The 24,814-nt window shown below is 54.1% G+C and carries 16 protein-coding genes and 1 pseudogene; 5 read left to right on the top strand and 12 right to left on the bottom strand.

Annotated features, from left to right (window positions below; translation table 11 throughout):
* The first annotated feature begins 23 nt into the window (after positions 1–23).
* Positions 24–1,850, top strand: coding sequence for a sodium:proton antiporter (locus Q8W32_RS00795; RefSeq protein WP_305413248.1), 1,827 nt, complete (start codon positions 24–26; stop codon positions 1,848–1,850).
* An 11-nt stretch (positions 1,851–1,861) separates the two neighbouring features.
* Here Q8W32_RS00795 and Q8W32_RS00790 read toward each other — a convergent pair whose 3' ends face one another.
* Both Q8W32_RS00790 and Q8W32_RS00785 read right to left on the bottom strand, forming a co-directional pair.
* A complete protein-coding gene (locus Q8W32_RS00790; protein WP_305413247.1) occupies positions 1,862–2,974 on the bottom strand; it encodes a hypothetical protein in 1,113 nt (370 codons plus the stop codon).
* A 200-nt stretch (positions 2,975–3,174) separates the two neighbouring features.
* Positions 3,175–4,113, bottom strand: a complete 939-nt coding sequence (locus Q8W32_RS00785; protein ID WP_305413246.1) for a 2-dehydropantoate 2-reductase — start codon at positions 4,111–4,113, stop codon at positions 3,175–3,177.
* Positions 4,114–4,428: 315 nt separating this feature from the next.
* Between Q8W32_RS00785 and katG the strand changes: the two genes are divergently transcribed.
* On the top strand, positions 4,429–6,615 hold the full coding sequence (katG, locus tag Q8W32_RS00780; protein ID WP_305413245.1) for a catalase/peroxidase HPI: 2,187 nt from the start codon (positions 4,429–4,431) through the stop codon (positions 6,613–6,615).
* 232 nt (positions 6,616–6,847) lie between these two features.
* Here katG and Q8W32_RS00775 read toward each other — a convergent pair whose 3' ends face one another.
* Positions 6,848–7,777, bottom strand: a complete 930-nt coding sequence (locus tag Q8W32_RS00775; protein ID WP_305413244.1) for an SDR family NAD(P)-dependent oxidoreductase — start codon at positions 7,775–7,777, stop codon at positions 6,848–6,850.
* Between the two features lie 631 nt (positions 7,778–8,408).
* Positions 8,409–10,586, bottom strand: coding sequence for a malate synthase G (locus tag Q8W32_RS00770; protein WP_305413242.1), 2,178 nt, complete (start codon positions 10,584–10,586; stop codon positions 8,409–8,411).
* Positions 10,587–10,973: 387 nt separating this feature from the next.
* Here Q8W32_RS00770 and Q8W32_RS00765 point away from each other — a divergent pair.
* The 3 genes and pseudogenes from Q8W32_RS00765 to Q8W32_RS00755 all read left to right on the top strand — a co-directional run.
* Positions 10,974–11,104: pseudogene (locus tag Q8W32_RS00765) on the top strand (transposase); the annotation flags it as partial.
* 434 nt (positions 11,105–11,538) lie between these two features.
* Positions 11,539–12,846 (top strand): hypothetical protein, encoded by a 1,308-nt coding sequence (locus Q8W32_RS00760; protein ID WP_305413241.1) that lies wholly within the window; start codon positions 11,539–11,541, stop codon positions 12,844–12,846.
* Positions 12,847–12,923: 77 nt separating this feature from the next.
* Positions 12,924–14,009, top strand: coding sequence for an SEFIR domain-containing protein (locus Q8W32_RS00755; RefSeq protein ID WP_305413240.1), 1,086 nt, complete (start codon positions 12,924–12,926; stop codon positions 14,007–14,009).
* A 292-nt stretch (positions 14,010–14,301) separates the two neighbouring features.
* Here Q8W32_RS00755 and Q8W32_RS00750 read toward each other — a convergent pair whose 3' ends face one another.
* The 8 genes from Q8W32_RS00750 to Q8W32_RS00715 form a co-directional block, all read right to left on the bottom strand.
* Positions 14,302–15,084 carry a heme ABC transporter ATP-binding protein gene (locus Q8W32_RS00750; protein ID WP_305413239.1) on the bottom strand — a complete coding sequence of 261 codons (783 nt, stop codon included), beginning with the start codon at positions 15,082–15,084 and terminating at the stop codon, positions 14,302–14,304.
* Positions 15,081–16,193 (bottom strand): iron ABC transporter permease, encoded by a 1,113-nt coding sequence (locus tag Q8W32_RS00745; RefSeq protein ID WP_305413238.1) that lies wholly within the window; start codon positions 16,191–16,193, stop codon positions 15,081–15,083. The genes Q8W32_RS00750 and Q8W32_RS00745 overlap by 4 nt, the downstream gene beginning before the upstream one ends.
* A gap of 2 nt (positions 16,194–16,195) precedes the next feature.
* On the bottom strand, positions 16,196–17,179 hold the full coding sequence (locus tag Q8W32_RS00740; RefSeq protein WP_305413236.1) for a hemin ABC transporter substrate-binding protein: 984 nt from the start codon (positions 17,177–17,179) through the stop codon (positions 16,196–16,198).
* Complete coding sequence (locus tag Q8W32_RS00735; RefSeq protein WP_305413235.1) at positions 17,179–18,285, bottom strand: hemin-degrading factor; 1,107 nt, start codon at positions 18,283–18,285, stop codon at positions 17,179–17,181. The genes Q8W32_RS00740 and Q8W32_RS00735 overlap by 1 nt, the downstream gene beginning before the upstream one ends.
* Before the next feature lie 2 nt (positions 18,286–18,287).
* Complete coding sequence (locus tag Q8W32_RS00730) at positions 18,288–19,421, bottom strand: HmuY family protein (protein WP_305413234.1); 1,134 nt, start codon at positions 19,419–19,421, stop codon at positions 18,288–18,290.
* A gap of 135 nt (positions 19,422–19,556) precedes the next feature.
* Positions 19,557–21,683, bottom strand: coding sequence for a TonB-dependent siderophore receptor (locus Q8W32_RS00725; protein ID WP_305413233.1), 2,127 nt, complete (start codon positions 21,681–21,683; stop codon positions 19,557–19,559).
* 275 nt (positions 21,684–21,958) lie between these two features.
* Positions 21,959–23,065, bottom strand: a complete 1,107-nt coding sequence (locus Q8W32_RS00720; protein WP_305413231.1) for a YncE family protein — start codon at positions 23,063–23,065, stop codon at positions 21,959–21,961.
* Between the two features lie 43 nt (positions 23,066–23,108).
* Entirely contained in the window at positions 23,109–24,686 is a 1,578-nt protein-coding gene (locus Q8W32_RS00715) for a SulP family inorganic anion transporter (protein WP_303431683.1), read from the bottom strand.
* Positions 24,687–24,814: the final 128 nt, after the last annotated feature.

Raw genomic sequence — 24,814 nt, 5'->3', positions numbered from 1 at the left:
CAGAGCCGCACAAGGAGTCTTCCATGGGTACCAGCCTGATACTGGCGCTGATTGCACTGACGGCTCTGGCATGCCAATGGCTCGCCTGGCGCAGCAATCTGCCCGCCATTCTGTTTCTGTTGCTGGCGGGGTTGTTTGCAGGCCCGGTGAGTGGCGTGCTGGTACCGGACGCCATGTTTGGCGAATTGCTGTTTCCACTGGTTTCGGTCTGTGTCGCCATCATCCTGTTTGAAGGCAGCCTGACCCTCGATCTGGCTGAAATACGCTCCCAACGCACGGTCGTCCGCCGCCTGATTACTCTTGGCGCACTGGTCACCTGGATTTTGGTCGCCTGCGCCAGCCGCTGGCTGTTCGCCCTCGACTGGTCGCTTGCGGTGCTGTTTGGTGCCCTGACGGTAGTAACAGGCCCCACCGTTATTGCTCCCATGCTGCGCACTGTCAGACCCAAGGCTGAACTGGGCAAGATCTTGCGCTGGGAAGGCATCCTGATTGATCCGATCGGAGCCTTGCTCGTGGTGGTGGTGTATGAATTTATTACCGCCCAGAATCAGGCCACCAGCGTCGCACTGACCTTTATCAAGGTGCTGGTTTCCGGCACCAGTCTGGGCCTGTTGGCAGGCTGGCTGACCGGCATTGCCCTTGCCCGCCGCTGGCTCCCGGAGTATTTACAGAACCTGGCGGTATTGGCCGCGGTACTGCTGGCGTTCTCTGTTGCCAATTACCTGGCCCATGAATCCGGACTATTGGCCGTCACTCTGATGGGCATGTGGCTCGCCAACCAGAAACATTTGCGACTGGCAGAAATCCTGCACTTCAAGGAAGACCTTTCGCTGCTGTTGATCAGTGGATTATTTATTCTGCTGGCGGCACGACTGGATCTGGCAGAAGTCACCCAATTGGGCTGGGCACCATTGATATTGCTGGCCCTGATGCAGTTTGTCGCCCGACCACTCACCATCTGGGTGTCCGCTTTTGGCAGTGACCTGAGCTGGAAAGACAAAGCCCTGCTGGCCTGGATCGCACCACGAGGGATTGTTGCCGCGGCGGTTTCTGCGTTGTTTGCCATCAAGCTGCAACAACAAGGTGCGGAAGGGGCTGCCATGCTTGTTCCGCTGATGTTTTGTGTAATCTTCGGTACGGTGATTTTCCAGAGTGCGACGGCGCGCCCGGTTGCCCGCTGGCTGGGAGTGGTCGAACCGCCACCGGATGGCATCCTGATACTGGGAGCCAATCCGGTAGCCTGTGCCATTGCCAAAGAACTGGCCCGGCAGAATATCCAGGTTTTGCTGGCGGATTCCGTTTACGACAATGTTCGCCGCGCCCGTATGGCGGGGTTACCGATATTTTACGGCAGTCCAATGTCGGACTATGCCAGCTCCCGCCTCCCACTCACCGGGCTTGGCAAACTGATGGCGCTGTCGACCGACAACCATCTGAACACCATTGCCTGCATGCACTTTCGCGATGAGTTTGGCCTTGATCGGGTCTTTGCCCTGCACAGCCGGATATTGGCGCACAAGGAAATCAGCTCCAGCAAGCGGCGCCATAAAACCAAACATTACAGCGGTGAAGACCAGCGCGGCCTGCCGCTGTTTGATGCCGACCTGAGTTACAGCCAGTTTATCAACCTGCTGGCCAAGGGAGCCCGATTAAAAACCACCCGGCTGAGCAAACGTTTTACCTATGCGGATTTCAAAGCGAATCATGCCGACCGGTCTCATGTTTTGCTGGCAATCACTCCGGAAGGCAAAGTACGTATGAAACTGGCCGGTAAAACCTTGCGTCCCAAACCCGGCTGGCGAATTGTCAGCCTCTGTCTGCCGCCTTCTGAACCAGCGACAATGGCTTGAATCACCAGGGATTACCAGTGGAACTGCCAACCCAGGGAAACATCCATATCCCGGGCCAGGCTGGAGCGAATATCATCAGTCGCCACGGCCAGCCGCATCCAGCGGCTGTTTAGCGAAACGCCCACTTGCGCGGTACTGTAAACCGCCGCCCCGAGTTCAATACCCGACAGCGGCTGCCAGCGTTTCTCAAGCCCGAGCCGATCATAGTCGCCATGATGGTAGGCCAGTATCTGCCCCTGCCAGGGCAGATACTCTACCGCTACTTCGACAGTCGAACGTAACCGGGCAACATAATCTTCCTGCCCCGACTTGCCCGATGCTGTCGCCGTGCTGCTGCAAACCTGCTGCGATGGTGAATTAAAATTAATGCAGGCATCGGTATAACCGGAGTCCGCCAATTGCCAGCGGTTCAGAATATCGTGCAGTTGTACCGCCACTCGCCAGTATTCGCCATCACTCCATTCACTGGCCAGATCCAGGCTGATACCCCAGCCATTGTTGGGATCGACGTCATAATCCAGAATCTTGTCTTCGCTGAAATGATAATCCAGAGAAGCCGAGGCGGTTTCACTCTCACCGCCTTCGGCAACCCCCGACAGTGAGCCAAATTGCCATTCCGATACCCGATACACGGTGAGTGCCGGAGTCACTGACCACTGCCCTGCCAGCCCCAGTGCTGCACTGTCCAGCTGCCATTGCGCACCACTGCGTATTCCGCGGGCCACCAGCATTCGGGCATCAAGCGCCAAGACTTCATCCGCCGCCAGATCACTCCCTTGCTCCAGCGAATAATAATAACGGGACATCCCCTTGGAGAAAGACAAGTCGTAATGCCAGCGCTGCTGCCATTCGACAAAATAACGCTGCACACCGAGGTCGGCTTCACTCTGGCCAGAGCTCCAGCTCACCCCGACCTGCGCCCGGGCATCGGCATAAGCGTATTCACCGGCGCTAAATGGCCCATCCCAGCCGTTCACCATATCCAACACGGGTACCGGCTCCGAACTGGAAACCAGATCAACAGAGGAATACACAGAATCGGCGACAGCAAAGCAAGGGCCCAATAACAGCCCCGTTGTGGTCAAAACCGAGACAGCCACCGGGACAAACGAGGTAACGCGCATGAAAGAACCAAACCCTATTCGTGGAAGGAGAGGAAAAGCCGCTCATTGGAACAAACCGCGACTGATTTGAAAACGCCGTTTACACAGCGTGTGCTTTCATGATGTTTTACAACGTTCCGCCGTAACCAGTCGCAGTGACCAATTGCAAGGTCTGCCTCTGTGTCCGATCGCTACAAGGGTGTGCTCAACCGATAACCAACTCAGCCTGCCTGCCGTGCAGCGATTTTATAACTGTAGGTCTGCAAGACAGCATGAGCCAGAGTCAGATTCGGTGCCGCCACACCCATGGCCTCGGCCCGATGTAGCATATCACCCACCACGTGCTCCCCTTCTATCGGCAAACCTTGCTGCATATCCCGGTACATCGACGCCGTAAACGATGACTTGGGATTGGTCAGCATCCGCTCAATGGCTGTAATGCCTTCCGCCGCCAACGGATAACCACTGGCCGCTGCGGTATCAGTGCACTCCCGGATGGTCGCCAACGCAATCGCGCCACCAGCCTCACTTTGCATATAGTCACCTACCGACCCTTGCAGCAGGCAGTTCAAGGCTCCCAACGGAGCCATCAGGCAGAATTTATCCCACATGGACTGCAGGATATGATGACCATCTCCCAGCGTAATACCGGCATCCGCAAACAAGGCCCGAATCTCAGCAACCGCCTTGTCTTGCGCTGCCGTACGGGCACCAACCGTGACCTGACTGCCCGGACTACGCACCACAACGGTATGGGTGTCGGCCAATGTCGCCACGGTTTTGGCGATCCCGCCCAACACCTGCCCGGCACCAAAACTGGCATCCAGATCGTCCAGCTGCCGCAAGCCATTCAGCAACGGCAAAATCATCGTCTGCGCACTGACCAGCGGTCGGATATCTTTGATCACCTCCGCTAGCGAATAGGCCTTGTTGGTCAGCACAATCAGATCGAACGTCGCCGCCGATGTGGCCAATTGAGCCGCCGTGCAGCCACGCGGCTGAAAATCGAAGGTCTGATCAGGCAGTCGTACCGTCAAACCACTGGCCAATTCCAGCTGACGCTGCTGGCGAACCAGATACGTTACATCCACACCCTGGCGCTGCAACAGCCCACCGAACAAGCCTCCAACGGCCCCGGCTCCTACGATCAGTATTTTCATCGTCATCCCAATAATCGGTTATTCCATTACATATCATCACACTATACCGGCCCTCTGCCACGACACCAGCAAAGGCCAACCGATTAGCATTAGCTATCAAGTGAATTTATTTTAATTGAATGAAGTTATAAATGGCTCAACTATAGTAACGACATCAGCAAGCGCAACGAGCCGATATTTATTGTGCCCAGAACGTCCTTTGCGGCGAACCTTTCTGAGCAGCAACAGACCAATCGTCGTGAGCCTGATTTCTTTCATCCGGCGTGGTTGCCATACACCGTTGCAACCACCCACCAGCAGAACCGGAGCTTCATCATGGACAATACGCAATCATCCGCGGGCAAATGCCCGGTCATGCATGGCGCAATGACATCCAGCGGTCAGACCAACACCGACTGGTGGCCGAATGCCCTGAATCTCGACATCCTCCACCAGCACGACAGCAAGACCAATCCACTGGGTGACGACTTCGATTACGCCGAAGCGGTCAAGCAACTGGACGTTGATGCCCTGAAAAACGACTTGCGCAAACTGATGACCGACAGCCAACCCTGGTGGCCCGCCGACTGGGGCAGCTACGTCGGCTTGTTTGCCCGTGTTGCCTGGCACTCTGCCGGTTCTTATCGCCTGTCCGATGGTCGTGGTGGCGGCGGCGCCGGCAACCAGCGTTTTGCGCCATTAAACTCCTGGCCAGACAACGTCAATACAGACAAGGGCCGCCGTTTGTTGTGGCCAATCAAAAAGAAATACGGCAACAAAATTTCCTGGGCCGACCTGATGCTGCTGGCCGGTACCATTGCCTACGAAGTCGCCGGGCTAAAAACCTATGGTTTTGCCTTTGGCCGCAAAGACATCTGGCACCCGGAAAAAGACACCTATTGGGGTGCTGAAAAAGAATGGCTGGCCCCCAGTGATGGCCGTTATGGCGATCTCGACCAGCCCGACACCATGGAAAACCCGCTGGCCGCGGTACAAATGGGCCTGATCTACGTTAACCCGGAAGGGGTTAATGGCCAGCCCGATCCACTCAAGACCGCCGCCCAGATCCGTGAAACCTTCGCACGTATGGCCATGGACGACGAAGAAACCGCCGCTCTTACCGCCGGTGGCCACACCCTTGGCAAGTGTCACGGTAACGGCCGCGCCGAAGACCTCAGCCCGGACCCGGAAGCTTCCGACATTGAGGCCCAGGGCATGGGCTGGACGAACACCAAAGGCCGGGGCATTGGCCGGGATACCGTTGTCAGTGGTATCGAAGGTGCCTGGACCGCCAACCCGACAAAATGGGACATGGGCTGGTTCGAAATGCTGTTTGGCCATGAATGGGAACTGAAAAAAAGCCCGGCAGGTGCCTGGCAATGGGAACCTTCCGCCATCGATACCGCCGATATGCCGGTTGACGTGGAAGATGCCTCTATTCGTCTTAACCCGATCATGACCGATGCCGATATGGCCATGAAAGTCGACCCGACTTACCGCAAGATCTGTCAGAAGTTCATGCAAGACCCAGAGTACTTCGCTGATTGCTTTGCCCGCGCCTGGTTCAAACTGACGCACCGCGACCTGGGCCCCAAAAGCCGCTATATCGGCCCGGATGTACCAGCAGAAGACCTGGTCTGGCAAGACCCGATTCCTGCCGCCGACTACATTTTGTCAGATGCCGACATCGCCGAACTGAAAACCACGATTCTGGCCAGTGGCCTGAGCGTATCGGAGCTGGTGGCAACCGCCTGGGACAGCGCCCGCACCTACCGTGGATCTGACTACCGCGGTGGAGCCAACGGTGCCCGTATCCGTCTCGCCCCCCAAAAAGACTGGGAAGGTAACGAACCGGATCGTTTACAGAAAGTCCTCGATGTTCTGACCGGCATTCAGGCGCAATTCAGCCACCCCGTCAGCCTGGCAGACCTGATTGTACTGGGCGGCACGGCAGCGGTTGAAAAAGCAGCACAGGACGCCGGAGTCGATATCACGGTACCCTTTGCTCCAGGTCGTGGTGATGCCACCGACGACATGACCGACGCGGCATCGTTCGACGTACTGGAGCCGATCCACGATGGTTTCCGTAACTGGGTGAAAAAAGACTACACCGTCAGTGTCGAAGAACTGATGCTCGACCGCAGCCAGTTAATGGGGCTTACAGCACCGGAGATGACGGTATTGATTGGCGGCATGAGAGTACTGGACACCAATTACGCGGGTACCAGCCACGGTGTATTCACCGACCGCAAAGGCGTCTTGAGCAACGACTTTTTTGTTAACCTGACCGATATGGCATACCAGTGGAAACCTGCCGGTAAAAACCTGTACCACATGGTGGATCGCGAAACCGGCGAAGTGAAATGGACAGCCACCCGCGTCGATCTGGTGTTTGGCTCCAACTCCATCCTGCGTGCCTACGCAGAAGTGTATGCCCAGGACGACAACCAGCAGAAGTTTGTCAAAGACTTCGCCAATGCCTGGGTCAAGGTCATGAATGCCGACCGCTATGATCTGAAGTAAACTCTGGTTAGAAACAGGCGAAGTAGCCAGACAGGATTCTGATGCCAGAGAGCGCAGAATCCTGCGTCAATCCTACACCAGGGTGGTTTGATCACCTTGGGTCATTTGTATTCGCCGGTGAGCAAGATATGGGCCCATCCGAAGGGTGAGATATGCGCCAGAAGGTCGGATGAGCTTTACGCGTACCCCCTCCTGCACAGCAGGACGGGGCACGCGGTCTATCCGCCAATCCTCAACTTGCGGTATACCCGCCGTCGATAACCAGCTTCTGGCCAGTAATAAAGGAAGCCTCGTCAGACATCAGGAACACCGCCGGCTTGGCGATTTCAGCCGGAACCCCCATGCGACCGCCGAATTTCCCGCGCGGGACGATATCTGCATCTTTCACCGGATCGTTACACAGCGGGTGCAGTGCCGCCAGCTGGGTGAAATCAAAGGCATCGGTTTCCAAAGTCTTCTCGTGCGACAACTTCTCTTTGTCGGTCGTGACAGCAGCCTGGAACAACGGCGTCATGATATAGCCCGGATTCACGGTATTCACCCGAATCCCGTATTCCGCAAACTGCAGTGCGAGAGCTTTCGACAGGCCGACAACGCCGTGTTTTCCCATCGTGTACTGGATCAGGTTGAAGCGTTCGATCAGCACCTCGCCTGTCTCTGCGTTCACCACCTTCGGGCGGCCGGCGACACCATGGATGCTCGATACCAGCACGATAGAGCCCTTGGTCCCGTGCTTCATCATCAGCCGTGAGCCGTAGAGTGCGGTATTGAACACCCCATCCTCGTTGATGCTCTGGATGAATTTTTTCGACTTCAGAACCGCCTCGGGGTCCTTGTCAAAATCCTCGGCCGTCGCCACACCGGCATTGGCCATGATGGCATCAACCCGGCCATAGGTATTCTCAGTAATCTCGAAAAGCTGCTCGACATCCTTTGGATTGGACACGTCGGTATGCACGTAGAGCGCATGCCCGGCGCCATATTCCTCGTTCAGGGTCTTGGCAAACACCTCGCCCAGCTCGTCGTTGATATCGGAAATGACGACTCCCTCGGCCCCTTCGGCCAAGGCTTCGCGGACTGTTGCCGAGCCGATGGAATCGAACCCGGGAATGACCGAAACGGCCCCCGTTACCACAACAACCTTGCCAGTCAACTTACCCATCTTGAATACTCCTTTGGTTGAGATATTGGCAAATACATGCGGCGGTGTGGCCACCTTGACCCTCATCAGGTTCCGGAAGCCTCATGCAGCGCAAGGGCCTGGAACTCCCCTTTCCGCACGTTTTACCTCGGTTCTCGGCGCCTTTGCACCGACGGTCCGGATCGCCGGCCGCGGTGTTTTCTACTTGAAGACACGTCATGACCCTGTTTTTCCAAACAAGGTCGGAACTGCAGCCAAACCACAGTAAAAACTGTCAGATCCAGTGATATTTTACGCCTGCATACTATCTGTATCCATATCCCATCCTGCGAGACTGCGGCTATCATCACGTAATCCGACGGACCGGAGGAAAGACGAAGAAAGACAAAATGAGCTTGCGCGCAGACGGACGCAAAAACCGGCAACGCATTCTTGATACGCCTACACGTGCGGGCGTGCTCTACCCCTGTGCCATGCGGATATCATCGGTCACGAGAGGCCTTTTGGGTTTCGATCGATGGGGCTTGCTTTACCAGTCATTTGGACAGCCCCAAAAAACAAAACCCCGATCAGCTACGCCAATCGGGGTTTGTTTGTGTCACCGTGTCACCCGGCATTCCGGGTCAACAGACTACAGGCTACAGACTACAGACTACAGGGCAGCCTTGTACTTCAGACGGTAAGCGTGCAGCAAAGGCTCGGTATAACCGCTCGGTTGCTCTTTACCTTTGAAGATCAGGTCAGACGCAGCTTGGAAGGCAATGCCGTCCAGCGCCGGAGTCATGGCGGTGTATTCCGCATCACCCTCGTTCTGGCCATCCACGATAGCGGCCATACGCTTGAGGCTGTCTTCAACCTGCTCTTTGGTACAGACGCCGTGTTCCAGCCAGTTGGCAACGTGCTGGGAAGAGATACGCAAGGTTGCGCGGTCTTCCATCAGGCCAACGTTATTGATATCAGGCACTTTGGAACAACCAACTCCCTGGTTAACCCAACGCACAACATAACCCAGAATACCCTGACAGTTATTGTCGATTTCACGCTGGATCTGTTCTTCCGTCAGTGCAGCTTGCTGCTCTCCACTCATCAACGGGATGGTCAGGATATCGTCAACCGATGCGAAATCACGCTTCTTCAGCTCTTCCTGTACCGCAAAGACATCCACTTGATGGTAATGCAACGCGTGCAGGGTAGCGGCTGTTGGTGAAGGCACCCAGGCGGTGTTGGCACCGGCTTTTGGATGGCCGATCTTCTGCTCCATCATCTGGCCCATTTCATCCGGAATGGCCCACATGCCTTTACCGATCTGGGCGCGCCCTTGCAGACCGTATTTCAGACCAGTATCAACGTTCCAGTTTTCATAGCTGTTGATCCACAACTGCTGCTTCATGGTGGTTTTGGGTACAAAAGCCCCTGCCAGCATGGACGTGTGGATTTCATCACCGGTGCGATCCAGGAAGCCAGTGTTGATAAAGACAACCCGGTCTTTGGCAGAACGAATACATTCGGCCAGGTTAACCGTGGTGCGACGCTCTTCGTCCATGATGCCCATTTTCACGGTAAACCGTGGCAGACCCAGAGTATCTTCTACCCGGCCAAACAGTTCGTTGGCATATGCCACTTCTTCCGGGCCGTGCATTTTCGGTTTTACGATATTGACCGAACCCGTGGTGCTGTTCTGGAACGGGGCATTGCCGTTCAGGTCATGCATGGCGCACAAGGTCGTGACCATGGCGTCCATGATACCTTCCGGCACTTCGTTACCGTCTTTGTCGAGCATCGCCGGGTTGGTCATCAGATGGCCAACGTTACGAATAAACAACATCGAGCGGCCTTTCAGCTTCACGCTGTCGCCATTCAGACCGGTGTATTCACGATCCGGATTCATACGACGGGTAAAGGTCTTGCCGCCTTTGGTGACCTGTTCTTCCAGGTTACCTTGCATCAGACCAAGCCAGTTGCCATAGGTGATGACTTTATCTTCCGCGTCTACCGCCGCAACCGAGTCTTCACAATCCATAATGGTGGTCAGAGCCGATTCCATCAGGATATCTTTGACTCCGGCAGAATCAGTGGCGCCAACCATGCTGCTGGCGTCGATTTGCAGTTCAAAGTGCAAACCGTTGTTAACAAACAGAATCGCCGTCGGTGCCGCCGCATCGCCCAGGAAACCTTGCAATTGCGCTGCATCGGCCAAACCAGTGGTCGAACCGTCTGCCAGTGTAACCTGCAACTGACCGCCAACAATGGTATACGCGGTGCTGCCAACGTGTGAGCCGGTCGCCAGCGGAATCGCCTGGTTCAGGAAATCACGGGCATAAGCAATTACCTTGTTACCACGTACTTCGTTATAGCCTTTGCCTTTTTCGGCGCCACCATCTTCAGCAATCACATTGGTGCCGTACAACCCATCGTACAGCGAACCCCAACGGGCGTTGGCGGCGTTCAGCGCAAAACGGGCGTTCATCACAGGAACTACCAGCTGCGGGCCTGCCATCTGGCCGATTTCCGGCTCGACGTTTTGGGTTTCTGCTTCAAATTGATCCGCTTGTGGCAGCAGATAGCCTATCTCTTGCAGGAATGCTTTGTATTCTTCTGCGTTGTGAGGCTGACCTTTACGCTCGGTGTGGTACAGATCAATCCTGGCTTGCAGGTCGTCACGCTTGGCCAGCAACTGACGGTTTTTAGGGGCCAAGTCGTTGACCACTGCATCAAATCCGGCCCAGAAAGCATCGACATCCACGCCGGTGCCAGGAATTGCTTTTTCATTTACGAAGTCATACAGGGCTTGGGCAATCTGAATGCCACCCTTCTGAACGTATCCAGTCATTTTTGGGCCTCTATGGTCATAATAGCTCCGGCAAAATACAGCTTGGATACCGGAGTAACTCAGGAACTCGCGAGCTATATTGCCCGCTTATGTTAATCATTAATACAGCGGCCAGTATAGCCGTCCATCCCTCACCCTGATAACCGGTATGAAGGACATACTTGCCATTCATCAAACAAATAGAAGATAACGGTATAATGAAGATTGGACGACCAAAACAGCGCAACCACCGTCTCACGATCAATCAGCATTCCTCTGGGCCTCCCTTTGATCGTTGCTTCAATGTTATATCCAGCAGGCTGTTGATTTTATCCCTGCTGCCTACTGGCTTCGGTAAAATGCTCTTTTTCAATGAATTCCCGGACTCCCCATGCGTGGCGCTGACAATCCATTCCTCCGGAGCGTTTATTGAGAGCCTTGCTGCTGCAAATCCTCTTCAGAATTCGCAGCGAACGGCAGCTGGTCGAGCAGATTCAGTACAACTGCTCTATCGCTGGTTTGTCGGCCTGAGCATTGATAAAGCCCCATCTCTTTGAGATGTCTCCGCTTTTGCTAACGAATAAAGAACCGAATCCAGCAAACACAGGTTTTCTCGGTTCGCAGGCTGTAGCCGCGGGTGCGCATAAAGCGGCGAATGCCATTGAGAAAGGGGCTGGAAGTCATGGATCACTCCTTGATCTGATATGTATGCATATCCAGTATAATTGAAAGTTTGCCCAAATTAATGCGCGCTTTTTCAGAAACCTTGCGCGCTTTCCCGGACGTTGTTATCGTTAAGGCATTGATATACGGAAAATTGTTGCGCAGGATTACAGATTAATGCACAAGGTACACAGGAGTTAATGCGCATGCTCGCCTTCACAGAATGGACTGATCTGGAAATGGATTTTACTTCCTATCATTCAAGTAGTTACGGTAATTTCCCAGGAACCGGCTTGCCCAGAAACCGCGCATGCGCACTAATAAACTGTTAGCTAAAAAGGTGCATAGGGAATTTATGACAAAAGCTACTCAAATATTCACACCAGGATCCTTCCCCACACACACTTTTATTGACGACCATCTAAAGGCGAAGAGGGAGCAGTTAATTGACACTCTGGATATGGGATCGATGCTTATTTCCATTTCTGGGCCATCAAAGTCGGGAAAGACTGTTTTCGTTGAACAATGTCTAGGGCGGGAGAATTTAATCCAGGTTACTGGGGCTAGTGTAAATCAACCTGAAGACCTGTGGTTGAAGGTTTTCGATATAATAGGCACGCCTGTTTCGCGCTCCACTTCTTCTACATCTGGTAGCGGTGGCAAAGTGGGAGGTTCCGGCCAGATCGAAGGAGAAATAGTTATAGCTAAAGCTAAGGCAAGCGTATCTACTGAGTCGTCCCATTCGGATAGTGAAACTACCTCGTCAAGCTTGGCAATTGATTGCTTGCAACTTCTAATTCGAGAAGTGGCAAACACCGACTTTGTTATTTTTATCGACGACTTTCATTACATATCGAAAGAGGCACAAAAAGAAGTTGCGAGACAGATTAAGGAGGCCATTCGTCAAGGCGTGAAGTTTATTTGCGCCTCTGTGCCTTACCACTCTGACGACGTAATAAGAAGTAATCCTGATTTGCGAGTCCGCGTCTTTTCAATCGATTTTCAGTATTGGAATAAGGATATTCTTCAAAAAATTGCCTACAAAGGCTTTCCTGAGTTAGGGATTTCCTACCGTAATACGGCCGTTGATGTTCTGGCCAGCGAAGCCGCCGGTTCTCCGCAACTGATGCAGTACCTCTGTCTGAATTCATGCTATGAGCTGGGAGTTCGTGAATCTGGCAGTGAGGCCGTAGAGATTGCCAATGATCCGTCATTGTTACAAAAGATATGCCGAAGGACTGTGCTGTCCACTGATTATGGGTCAATAGTCGAAAAGATGAAGGAAGGCCCCAAAACGCGAGGATCCGACCGGCTAATTCACAACACATCCTATGGATGGAGTGGTGATGTTTATCGTCTTCTTGTCAAGGCGCTGTCACTTGATCCTCCAATGCTCACTTTCCGATACGGACCGCTAAATGAGCGCATCACAGGTATGTGCAGGGAATCGACTCCAAGTGGATCGAGTATTACTGGTGCTTGTGAACATTCCGCTAGAATCGTAAACGATGCGGCATTAGACCGTATTGTTGAATGGGACGGAGGAAGCGATGTTTTTGACATACGTGATCCATACTTGCTCTTTTTCCTCCGCTGGTCAGATATGACCGATAGCTAACAAGGCAATGCACGCGACGAGCGCGTGATTGCAGCGTTAAGTGTCTAGTCTGCTATATAAGTAATCTGGGATATAAAATGACAAAAAAGGTATTTATTAGTTATGCGCACGAGTCTGAGCAGCTCTCAGATTCTGTTTTAGCTCTATCTAATTATCTGCGCAGCAAAGGCATTGATTCAGAAATTGACCAATATGAAGAAGCTCCTCAGGAAGGGTGGCCCAAATGGATGACGAGACAAATCCAACAAGCCGATTACGTATTGGTTGTTTGCTCTGAGTTGTTTTATAAAAGAGCAAATGATCATTCAGGAGATGAGAGCGGTCTTGGCGTAAAATGGGAAACAACTTTAATTATTCAGCAACTGTATAATCTAAATTCAAAAAACGACAAATACATTCCCGTCATAGCGAATAATTCCGATTCGAAACATATTCCTCTTCCTTTGCAACCATATACATATTATCAATTCAATAATCAAGAGAGCTTAGAAAAATTAAAGAACAGAATATTGGGTCTTTCAAAATCAAAAAGACCAGAACTGGGTGCAGAGCCGGAAGTTGAAGTATCCGTCAAACCTCTTGACCCGAAAGAAAGAAAATCAATGTTTTTTAGTAGCATAATAGACGTTGATTTGTGGAATAAGGCGAAGTGGAGAGGAATGGCCTTTGTAAGCGACCCAAGTTTGCAAGCTGCTCCTATTGCAGGGTTTTTATTCGAAGATGATGCTGCTGGAGAAGAAATATTTTCATCATTAAAAAAACAGTTCGGTGATGTAGATATTGAAGATGAAATCAGACTCAGTTTTATTGGAGAAATATCTGATAAAGCCCCTTTAGACTATAAAGTTCATATTGGATCTGAGCGGCAGGCAATCGTAAAAAAAATGAAATCAGCAGGTTTAAACCCATATGAATCACTTTTTGTGGGGGTTACTCGCACACATGAAATGAATCCACCAGCAGGGTCTAAAAGCCTTGAAGTTTTCAAGCATGCCTATAACTATTTTAAAAAATACTACATCACAAACATCAAAGTAATAGGTGGGCAACTGCAACCTGAGCTTCGCAATCTGATAGAAAAGAAAAAAGTGCATTTTAGAAATAAATCAGATGTTATAAAAAACTCGAATGATGAAGATATTGTCGTATTTGGTCGTGAATAAAGCACTTAACAAGCGGCTGCTAGGGACTGCATTAAGCTGCGTTCCATGCAGCCCCAGAGCCGAGCGTTAAATTTCCGAGTATGAAACTACTATCAAATAAAGGAATAGATGAGATTGAAGGGGCTCTAGCAGGCTGTTGATTTTATAAGGCGGAAGAGCTTCTATCAGCGAATCAGATACGAATTTCAACGGCCTGCTATATGTGGCACCAGCCGATACTCCAGAGAAAATCAGCTGACGCAAACCGCCTGATCCTTTGACCCCTTGCTACCTTAACGACTTTTAACGGCTCTTAACGGCTTTCGAGCCACTGTTGATTAACGCGGGCATATTGGCGCGACAAGGCCGAAGACATATCGTAACAGGCCGCCAGCACCTCCGCGTCACACAACAAGCTGGCCTCTCCGGCCGCCATCACCCGACCGTCCCGTAACAACATCACCCGGTCAGCCCAGGATGCCGCCAGCGCCACATCGTGCATCACGGCCAAAGCCCCGATGGCCGGGCCAACCATAGAGCTGACCAGATCCATCACCTCATGCTGATGGGCCGGGTCCAGCGCCGAGGTACATTCATCCAGCAGGATATAAGCCTGCTGGCCATTACTTTGGTACTGGTAATGCCAGAGTTGTAACAGCACCCGCGCCAATTGCACCCGTTGCTTTTCCCCGCCGGATAATTGCGGATAAAGACGATGCTGCAAATGATGCACTTCTGTGGCTTTCATAACCTCTTGTTGCCATTCCAGGGTCTGCTGTTCGTCTCCCCAGGGAGAACGCCCCATCGCCACCACTTGCCAGACCCGGAACGGAAACACCAATTCCACCTGCTGTGGCATCACGGCGATACGCTGCGCCCGTTGTTCTGGCAACAGTTCCTTCAGACTATCGGCACCCAGCCACACTTGCCCGTCGTAGTCGGTATTCTCGCCACACAAACAGGATAACAAGGTTGATTTTCCGGCACCGTTCGCACCCAGTACCGCCAGCCGCTCACCAGTGCATAACACCATGGAAGCCGAGTCCAGCAGCGTACTTCGCCCTTTAACGACCGATACCGCATCAGCCCGGATCATCGTGACTGCCCTCCATTCTGCTGCATCAACAACAGCAGGAAAACCGGCCCACCCAGGAGCGCCATGACCAGCCCGACCGGTAAATCGGCCGGGGCCATCCAGGTGCGGGCCAGCGAATCAGCCAACAGCAACAGCAATGCTCCGCCCATCGCCGCCGCCGGAATCAGGCCACGATGATCAGAGCCCATTACCATGCGTAACAGATGCGGCACCACCAGGCCAACAAAACCGATAATACCGGCTACCGCGACTCCGGCTCCTACCATCAAGGCTGCGAAAGCCAGTAACCAGCGTTTCGAACGCTGCACATCAAAACCCAGATGAATCGCCACTTGTTCGCCCATCAACAGCGCATTCAGAACCCGTCGATAACGCAGGCTCAGCAGTAACGGCACACCAATCAATCCGGTCAGGGCGGCCACATCCTGCCAGCGACCACTGGCCAGACTGCCCATCGACCAGAACGTCATATCCCGCAGTTGCTGATCGTCAGCGGCATAGGTCAACACCCCGGTTGCGGCGCCAGCCAGTACATTGATGGCGACCCCCGCCAGCAGCAGCATTCCTACCTGGGTTTGGCCACCGCGAGTCCCCAGCCGATAGATCACCAGCGTCACGCCCAGCCCACCCATAAAGGCGGCCAGTGGCAATGCCAATGGCCCGGTCAGCGACACCCAGCCAGAGAGCAATGTTTCGTTCAGCACAATAACAGCCACAGCGGCCAACGCCGCGCCACTGGACACCCCAATGAGGCCAGGATCTGCCAGCGGGTTACGAAACACTCCTTGAGTAATAACGCCTGCCACGGCCAATCCTGCGCCGACAATCATCGCCAGCAAGGCCCGCGGCAACCGCAGTTCACGCACTACCCAGTCGTTGGCTGACCCGATCGGGGCAAAGGTGATCGCTCGTTGCAAACTCGACCAGACGTCATTAACGGCCACCGACACCGGTCCAATCGTCAATCCCAGAAGGAATACCAGTACCAGCATCACAGCCATCAGCAATAACACCAATCGCTGACCGGTCGCGCCCTGCGCCACAATCGACTCACGCCAACCATAAACAACATCACTCAGACGCCGGGAGAACAACAGAGCACGCATCATTGTTACATCCCCGTCGCCCGCGACTTACTCACCGGCTCATTGGTCTGGGGGTACAGAATGGTCTGTAACTGCTGGATAGCATCAGGTAACCGCGGCCCAAACCCCAACATCAGGCTGACATCCACCGTATGGATACGACCTTGTTGACTGGCAGGCGTCATGGCCAGGGACTGCTGCAGTGATTCTGGCACCTCATCATCAAGCTGTGCCACCAGCACCACGTCCGGTGCAGCCTGCAAGGCACCTTCGGCGCTCACCGGCTTATAGCCGCTGTAACCCATGGCATTGCTGGCTCCGACCAGCGCCAGCATGGCATCGGCCTGCGTACCGGAGCCTGACGCCATCATGCCCCGGCTACCAGCGCCGAGCAGAAACATAACGGATGAGGCATCATCCGCCGGCATCTGCTGCAGCAGTGCCTGGCTGCGCTGATGAATACGTTCAACCAATGCCTGCCCTTCGCTCTCTTTACCCAGCGCTCCGGCAACAGCGGTGATTTTATCGAGCACCCCCTGTAACGAATAATGATTCGCTACCCGCACAACCCGTATGCCAGCCTGCTTCAGCTGGGTAAAGACCATCTCTGGCCCAGCGGCCTCGGTCGTGATCACCAGATCGGGCTGCATCGACAAGATGCCTTCAGCGGACAGTTGCCGCATATACCCGACATCGGGTAATTCAGTCGCGGCTTGCGGAAAACGGCTGGTGGTATCCACCGCCACCAGGCGATCCTGGGCGCCCAGCTGATAGATGATTTCAGTAATCGAACCGTCGATACTCACCACCCGCTGAGGTGCCCCTGCCGCCTTCCCATCCTGCGCCCACGCCGTAACGGGAAACAGCAGACCGGCAAAGACCGTCGCCGCCGACATAAAGGCAAACAGCGACAATATGGCGAACAACGACGCCAGCCGGTCAGGGCATTCAGCCGCGATTGACCGACTCTCGGCACCACGTGCCGCTGACGACCGGTGCAGGTTATCCATCAGGCAACTCCTTCTTGCTCCAGCGCATAGTGCTGTTGCAAGTTTTCCAGAATCAACCGCCAGCCTTCCAGTTCTGGCTGGCCGTTTTTACGTTCACCAAACATCAGGGCCAGCTGATTGCCATCGCCGTCGTACAGTTCCAATGAACTGACCACGCCATCCACGGTGGGTTTCCGCACCAGCCAGGCGCGATCAATCAGGGTGGTTTTGGCATGCAGGTTGAAGCCTTTATCCATGATATTAAACCAGTCGCCGGTACGTACCAGGTTGCTGATCGGGCCAGTATGAATCTGGATCACGCCCTCACTGCCAACAAACAGCATGATCGACAACCCCGAAGCCTGCGCCGCTTCCAGCGCGGCAACAAACACCTCCGGAGCCAGTTCGGTCGCGTATTCCTCACCAATCACTTCGTAGGCATTTATCCGGTTCAGGTGGTACTTTTTCAACAGCGCCTGAAAATGATGAACATCCTTCAATGCCGACCAGTCCTGACGCAGCGCCGCCACATCCAGATCGGCAGGTGTGGTTTCGGGTGCGGTTTCAGGCGTTGTCTCTGGCAAAGGCTCCAGTACCATCCCCGGGGTTTGGTCCTCGGATTGAAAACGTGCCAGCAGCTGGGTGTATTGCTCCTGATCCGAAGCCTCGGTCAGATAGATCTTGTGTACGGCCTCTCCACGGCCATTAAAGAATTGCAGGCTGCATCGCATGCCGTCGGCACCCGGCAGTGGCTCTTCCACCGCAAAGCCATAAACAAAACGACTAAAGAAAATCCGCAGGTCTATAACGCCCAGCGCCAGGCCCATATTGCCGTTAACGGTCAGGCCTTTGTATTGACCGGTCTTTTCATGAACCATGGCGTTATTACGCGTCAATGCCATAACCTCACCGAGCAATTCGATATCCCGCAGCAAGCGCTTGAAATCACCGCCGAGCCGCACGACGCGACCGCCCCCGGACTCACCGTCAAGCAAGCGGGTCGCCAACAGCTCCCCCTCACTGGCGCCCAGCCGTAACGCGGCGTCCCGAATCCGCATTTTGGGTTCTTGCTGCCGCAACGATTGCCATTGCTCCGCCAACACGTGAATATTAGTAACGTTCGTCATTATTACTCTCCTGTCGACATTGTTTGAAAGCGGATTTCCGGGCTGCCGGATGCTCCCAGGCTGTAATAGTCCGACACTTGCAGCGTGAAGTAGCTGGCACTGTCATCAGTGCTGTCGGTATCAATCAGATAGGTACGGAAGTTGGGCCACAGCAGATGTCCGCCATTGAGGTTATAGGCGTACCAGCTGTCATCCGAGAATGGATTGGAGCTGCTGTCTTCACTGTAGTGGCTGGAAATATCATAGCTATCAACCAGCGTGGCACTGGTGTAATCCGCCAGCTCGGTCGCATCAATGGAACCAAAGACGGCACCATCACCATCGCCATACACTCCGCCATTGGTCCAGATATTAATTGCCCGGTTGCTGGTATCGACTTCATAAAGCAGGTCCCAGTCGGCACTGTTTTCGTCACAATCCACTTCGCTGGCGCTATCCAGATCCAGACATAACATGGTTGCATCGTCCGCAAAAGTGGCGCTGACATTCTGTTCTGTCCCGGCAAACTGCGCAGTATCCGCTGCCTGCGTTGTAAAACGGGCGGTGATATCGGTGTAACTGGCCACATCCAGGAAGACCTTGCTGTAGGTCTCGCCATCGGCATGGCGCAACAACCATCCCACCGTCGTATTGGCCGCAATCTGATGGGTGCTGGTATCGTATTCATACCAGTCAGCCCAGGCCGCTTCGTTGGCATCGGTGCTGAACGTCAAGGCGCTGGTATCGTAACTGACCTCCAGAGCAGCTGCTTCGGTATCGGCAACCGCATTGGTAAAGACCGAGACATCGGCTGCGCCGTCGTCATCGTAGAATTCGTCTTGTGCATCCGCCAGTGCCACCTGCACATTGCCACTGCCAGATACCCCACCATTCAACTTGATGGCCGTACGACGAAAAGCCAGCTGCCAGTCCGTCGAGGTAGCGGCTTCTTCATCGGTCAGATCCAGCGTTGCCCCGGTTGTCAGACTGACGTAGACCCAGGCATCGTAATCCGCGGCGTTGATTTGCAAGCTGCTGTAGCTGACATCCTCCGCACCGGAATCGCTGTCATCACTGTCGCTGTCATCGCTGCTGCCACAACTGGCCAGCAACATGGCAGCCATCAGTACTGAAAAAGATTGGTATCGCTGTTTCATAAAACACTCCGTTGAATAGCGTTATTGTTGTTAAACATGTGAACCAGCTATGTAAGTTCACGATGTAAATTATCGATATGCGTTCACTGCATGGATTAACTGCACAGCTTGCCGGCATGGCCTGAGCCACCAGAATCAGAAGGTCAGCTCAAACCCGGCATAAGGAAAGCGGCCCTCTGTCGGGCGGCGATCATAGGAGTCACTCGGGTCGCGGACGCTGTCAGTCAGATTATTGACCCCGGCATACCAGCGTAACGCCGGGTTGAACTGCCAGTTGCCTTTGATATCCCACTGCCAATAACCCGCCGACATCTGGTTTTCCGTGCCGCTGTCTTCATCTTCCACCTCGGTATAAGACGAACCGACGTACTCCGATATCAATGTCAGGTCGACCGTGTCGCTGACATCCCACATCCACAAGCCTTTGGCGTGATGCCGCGAACGCTCTGTCAGCGCGACGCCCAGTTCAAGATCGCGGGCATCCAGCAAGGAATACGACAGGCGTTGCTGAAAACGGGGAGAAAACTGCCACTGGACGGCAACATCAGCACCTCGCGTCATGGCACTGGCAATATTGCTGTAGCGATAAATCACCACGGTGCCGCTCTGTTCTGTCTCGCCAGTAGAAACCGCTTCGATCAGATCCGTGATCTGGTTATGGTATGCCGACACTTCCAGGTGTAGCCGCTTGCCATCCGTTATTGTCGCCGACAGTTGCACACTGCGGCTTTGCTCCGGCTGCAGGTCTTCGTCTCCCAGCACCTTGTAGCCGTTCACACTGTGATCAAACACGTAATAGCGATTTTTCAGATTGGGCACCCGGTAACCCATCCCGATCGATTGTCGGGTCTGGATCTGCCAGTCACCCTTTCCCAGAGACCATTGCCATTTCTGGCGACTGGCCAAAGCCGGCGACAGATAACCGCCAAAATCACTGTCGTTTTGCCAACGCAATCCCGGCGACAGCTCCAGCTCAACCAACCCGGCACCCTGTTGGCTTCCTGAATATTGCTGCGTCAAGGTTCCCTGCATAAAAGCCTCGACACTGTGGCGGGTTTCGTTCGGCACTTCGACGGTATCCACCAGGCAATAACCACTATCCAGAGTGGTGGTGGTCGAGGTGCTGCCAACACCGGAGCAACTCAGCTTGATCTCCTGCTTCTGCTGTTCCATTTGTTCGCCAAAATGTTCAAGGCCGGTCACCATCTGCAGTGACGTACTTCCCAGCGTCCATTGCGGCGCTTGCCACTGGGTCATCAACTTGTATTGGCTATAATCGGCTGAACGCCAGAGATTACCGGCCAGAATGGCGTCATCCACCACCAGCTGGGCGGTATCATCCGTCTGCTGTTCGTACAACACGCTGGCTGACAGCCGCCCAGCCAGCAGCGCCTGATCAACATTGGCGGCCAGTCGCCAGCGTTCCAGCTGCTCTTCCTTGGCGCCTTCTTGATTGCTGCTGGTCAACTGTCGGTTAACCAGATCTTCTTTATATTGCTCTAGTCGTATCGTCGCATGGCCATCCACCGCTCCGGGCCCTGCACTCCCCCAGCGTTCCTGCCAGGATGCCGCCAGCGTGGTTTTGGTACCGTCAAAGCCGTTACTGCTCCAGCTGTCGTCGTACAGATCGATATCCGAGCTTTTGCGCTGATCGGCACTCAGACTCAGCTGACGGTGACTGCTCAGGGCCAGATCGGCGGTGGCCAGATAATGGCGCTGGGGCAACAGCTCATCCGACAACTCCCGCTCCTCGCCATAACTGCCAGCATCCATCGCCAACCGGTAACGGGTTTCGCCTGTCATATCGCGAGTGATGATATTCACCACACCCCCCATTGCCGCACTGCCATACAGGGACGACGCAGCCCCCGGTATCATTTCGATATGGTCGATATCCAGTGCAGACAGTTGCGACAGATCCACCATTGAACCGGTGGTTGCCGATACCGGCATACCGTCCACCAGAATCAGTACCCGCTCACCGTCCAACCCTTGCACCTGAATCGACTCACCGGTCTTGCCGTGAATTTCCCGCATCTGCACTCCCGGTATCACCCGCAAGGCATCACGGATATCCCGGGTGTGTAAGCGCTGGATCGTGGTTTCATCAAGAATCAGAGTCCGAACCGGGGTATCGGCCAAGGGCCGCTGGCCACGCGCTGCCGTTACCACCAGGGTATCCAGATAAAAGACATCGGCGTCTTCCTGAAGCGGCGTTTCTGCCGCAACGTCTTCCGCGATAACAACAGGCGTATATGTCACAACCACCAACAGGCCAACCGCCAGACAACTGCATCGCATTTGCTTTACCGTACCTTTAACAACACATCAGAGAGATAAAAGACCCAAATGGGAATGAGCCTCATTATCCACAACATTCATTAAAATACAACGCTAATACGAATCAGTATCAATAATGACATTAAAAAAACGCCTTCCCGCAATGCGACAAAGCGCTTCAGAACAACCGGCCTGGCCATCGGCCAATCAGTCACAAGGAAGAGTCAGACGTCAATGATTGTGGACATCAGGCGATATCAGGCAGGCCAAGCAAACAGGTGTGAGCCAGAAACATAGGTGCTTGCCACCACGACTTCCGGAGTAGCAAACACATCGGCAACGGCAATTTTGAGGATTTTGGGTACCCGGTCATACGTCACCAGAAAATAGCGACCATCTTTCGTCAAGGTCACTCCCCGCGGCCGTACCAGCGTCAATGAATGCACCATGCGCTGTTCGGCAATCGACCAGAAGGTCACCAGGTCGGCATCAGGATGTGTTACCAGCGCCATGCCGTTGGCAATCGCGACACTGAGGGCTTCACCTGTCATGCGTTTAACAATGGCTTCCGGTTGTGTCATCGAGGCCATCGGCAACCCTTGCGGACGAATACTGACACCGCCGTTTGCACGGAGGCTCATGCCAGTACGTGGCGCAGATACCACTACCAGACTGCCATCTTCCGCAATCGCCACATGGCCGGTATTGAGGTCCGTGCGGGTCAACACCACCCGTTCAAGCAATTGCTGGCTGGCCACATCCACATAACAGACGCAAGGTATTGCTCCCCCTATTGGCCCACCGGCATTGGTGATCACCAGTGTTTTACCATTATCAATCAGGGTGCACTCATGAGGCTCTTTGCCATAGCTGGGGAATTCCCCGAGATACGCCAGCGAGTCTGCATCACGCACCGCAATAACACCCTCCAGGCCATCCAGACGGGTTTCTGTACTGAACAGCTGCTGATTGTCAGCGGAATAAGCCCCGTGCCCGTAAAAATAGCGCCCGGGACGAGCATCGATTTTACGGCTCAGACGCCGCGCCCCCAGATCTACCTCGGCGGCATGTGGGCCTTTTTTCTCAAACACCGCCAGCCGGTCAGGGGCGTCAGGGTGCCAGTGAATACCGTGCGGGAAAAAATCCAGATCGATCAGATCCGTCTGCTGTTGCTGCAGATCCACCAGCGCCAGCACGTAGCGCTGGCCGCTGCCATCCGGATTCATAAAACGACCACCGCCCAGCAGCAAATCGCCTTGGCGCTGACTGCAGCCGGTGGCCATCACCGACAAGGCCGAGACAGACAAGGACATGGCCGGCACCGCTGCCAACCAGCCAAGCAAATTACGTCGCGATAGCGTCATGAGGCAGCCTCGTCTGATCAGCTTGTGCAAGTTACCCTGGTGGTTAAGCCAGCTCGTCAACCGCTACCTTGTAATTGGGGTCTTCGATCACGTTGACCTCACACAAGCTGCCAGCCTGTTTCAGCAAGGTGCGACATTCCTGACTCAGGTGCAGCAAATGAATTTCCTTGCCCTCGGCAATATAACGCTCCGCCAGTGTATCAATGGCTTCCAGCGCAGAATGATCCATGACCCGACTATCGGCAAAATCGATAATCACCTTGGTCGGATCATTGCTTACATCGAACAGATCCTTGAACGACGCCACCGACCCAAAAAACAGCGGCCCATACAGCTTGTAGACCTTGGAGCCATCCTCCTGCTTCTGGCTGAGCACATGGATACGCTTGGCACCCTGCCAGGCAAACACCAGCGCCGACACCACGACACCAATAATCACCGCAATGGCCAGATCCGTCAGTACCGTCACCACGGTCACCAGCACCAGCACAAACAGGTCGTGTTTTGGGATCTTGCCGACCATACGGAAACTGGCCCACTCGAACGTGCCAATCACCACCATAAACATGACCCCCACCAGCGCGGCGATCGGAATTTGCTCGATCAGCGGAGAAGCGAACAGGATAAAACTCAGCAGAAACAGCGCCGCCGCAATACCCGACAAACGACCACGACCACCCGAGCTGACATTGATAATCGACTGGCCAATCATGGCACAACCACCCATGCCGCCAATAAAGCCAGTCACAACATTGGCTGTCCCTTGGGCAACACACTCCTTGTTGCCCCGGCCGCGAGTGTTGGTCATCTCATCGATCACTGTGACGGTCAGCAGCGACTCAATCAAACCAATGGCCGCAAAAATGGCCGAATACGGCAGGATAAACATCAGGGTTTCCAGATTGAACGGCACATCCGGCACACCGATCGGCGGCAAGCCCCCGGCAATACTGGCCAGATCACCCACTGTACGGGTATCCAGATCCAGACCAAATGCCAGTAGGCTGGCCACCAGAATACCGGCCAACGCCGACGGCACGGCCTTGGTCAACTTGGGCAGGTTGATGGTGATAAACATGGTCAGCGCAATCAGGCCAAGCATCACGTACAACTGCATGCCACTGAACCATTCACCGCTCAACCAGCCCCATTTACCTTCGGGGGTGCTGATTTGCAACTGTGGCAACTGCGCCAGGAAAATCACAATCGCCAGGCCATTCACAAACCCCAGCATGACAGGATGAGGCACCAGGCGGATAAACTTGCCCAGTCGCAACGCCCCGGCCGCGATCTGGATAACCCCCATCAGCACCACCGCTGCCAGCAAATACTGCAGCCCCATGCCATCGCCATACATGCGTTCGGCATCGGCCACCAGCGCCACCATCACCACCGCCAAGGCACCAGTTGCACCGGAAATCATCCCGGGACGACCACCGATACAAGCCGTAATCAGACCCACCATAAACGCGGCGTACAACCCCACCAGAGGATGAACACCGGCAACAAAAGCAAACGCCACCGCTTCAGGCACCAGCGCCAAAGCCACCGTCAGACCGGATAACACATCCGTTTTGATGTTGGGAGAGAATGTTTCAGCAAACTCACGAAAGAAAGACATGGTATTGGATACCCCCAGGAACCGGAAAGCCGCGCACTATACCAGCACAAGGCGCCAAATTCAGGATCGATCGACAGCAATGCGCTCATATCCATTCAGAAGCCATCGTCGCCAAACAAAGAGTGTCA

The sequence above is a fragment of the Oceanobacter sp. 3_MG-2023 genome (assembly GCF_030688925.1).
Taxonomy (GTDB): domain Bacteria; phylum Pseudomonadota; class Gammaproteobacteria; order Pseudomonadales; family Oceanobacteraceae; genus Oceanobacter.
The sequence above is the reverse complement of the archived record's forward strand: the minus strand, read 5'-3'. Positions and strand labels throughout refer to the sequence as shown.

Excerpts from the sequence above, each read along its gene's own strand:
- Q8W32_RS00720 (WP_305413231.1), bottom strand. The coding sequence starts at position 23,065 with ATGACGCTATCGCGACGTAATTTGCTTGGCTGGTTGGCAGCGGTGCCG.
- Q8W32_RS00790 (WP_305413247.1), bottom strand. The coding sequence starts at position 2,974 with ATGCGCGTTACCTCGTTTGTCCCGGTGGCTGTCTCGGTTTTGACCACA.
- Q8W32_RS00775 (WP_305413244.1), bottom strand. The coding sequence starts at position 7,777 with ATGGGTAAGTTGACTGGCAAGGTTGTTGTGGTAACGGGGGCCGTTTCG.
- katG (WP_305413245.1), top strand. The coding sequence starts at position 4,429 with ATGGACAATACGCAATCATCCGCGGGCAAATGCCCGGTCATGCATGGC.
- Q8W32_RS00715 (WP_303431683.1), bottom strand. The coding sequence starts at position 24,686 with ATGTCTTTCTTTCGTGAGTTTGCTGAAACATTCTCTCCCAACATCAAA.
- Q8W32_RS00785 (WP_305413246.1), bottom strand. The coding sequence starts at position 4,113 with ATGAAAATACTGATCGTAGGAGCCGGGGCCGTTGGAGGCTTGTTCGGT.
- Q8W32_RS00770 (WP_305413242.1), bottom strand. The coding sequence starts at position 10,586 with ATGACTGGATACGTTCAGAAGGGTGGCATTCAGATTGCCCAAGCCCTG.
- Q8W32_RS00730 (WP_305413234.1), bottom strand. The coding sequence starts at position 19,421 with ATGAAACAGCGATACCAATCTTTTTCAGTACTGATGGCTGCCATGTTG.
- Q8W32_RS00750 (WP_305413239.1), bottom strand. The coding sequence starts at position 15,084 with ATGATCCGGGCTGATGCGGTATCGGTCGTTAAAGGGCGAAGTACGCTG.
- Q8W32_RS00760 (WP_305413241.1), top strand. The coding sequence starts at position 11,539 with ATGCGCACTAATAAACTGTTAGCTAAAAAGGTGCATAGGGAATTTATG.
- Q8W32_RS00755 (WP_305413240.1), top strand. The coding sequence starts at position 12,924 with ATGACAAAAAAGGTATTTATTAGTTATGCGCACGAGTCTGAGCAGCTC.
- Q8W32_RS00795 (WP_305413248.1), top strand. The coding sequence starts at position 24 with ATGGGTACCAGCCTGATACTGGCGCTGATTGCACTGACGGCTCTGGCA.
- Q8W32_RS00745 (WP_305413238.1), bottom strand. The coding sequence starts at position 16,193 with ATGATGCGTGCTCTGTTGTTCTCCCGGCGTCTGAGTGATGTTGTTTAT.
- Q8W32_RS00740 (WP_305413236.1), bottom strand. The coding sequence starts at position 17,179 with ATGGATAACCTGCACCGGTCGTCAGCGGCACGTGGTGCCGAGAGTCGG.
- Q8W32_RS00735 (WP_305413235.1), bottom strand. The coding sequence starts at position 18,285 with ATGACGAACGTTACTAATATTCACGTGTTGGCGGAGCAATGGCAATCG.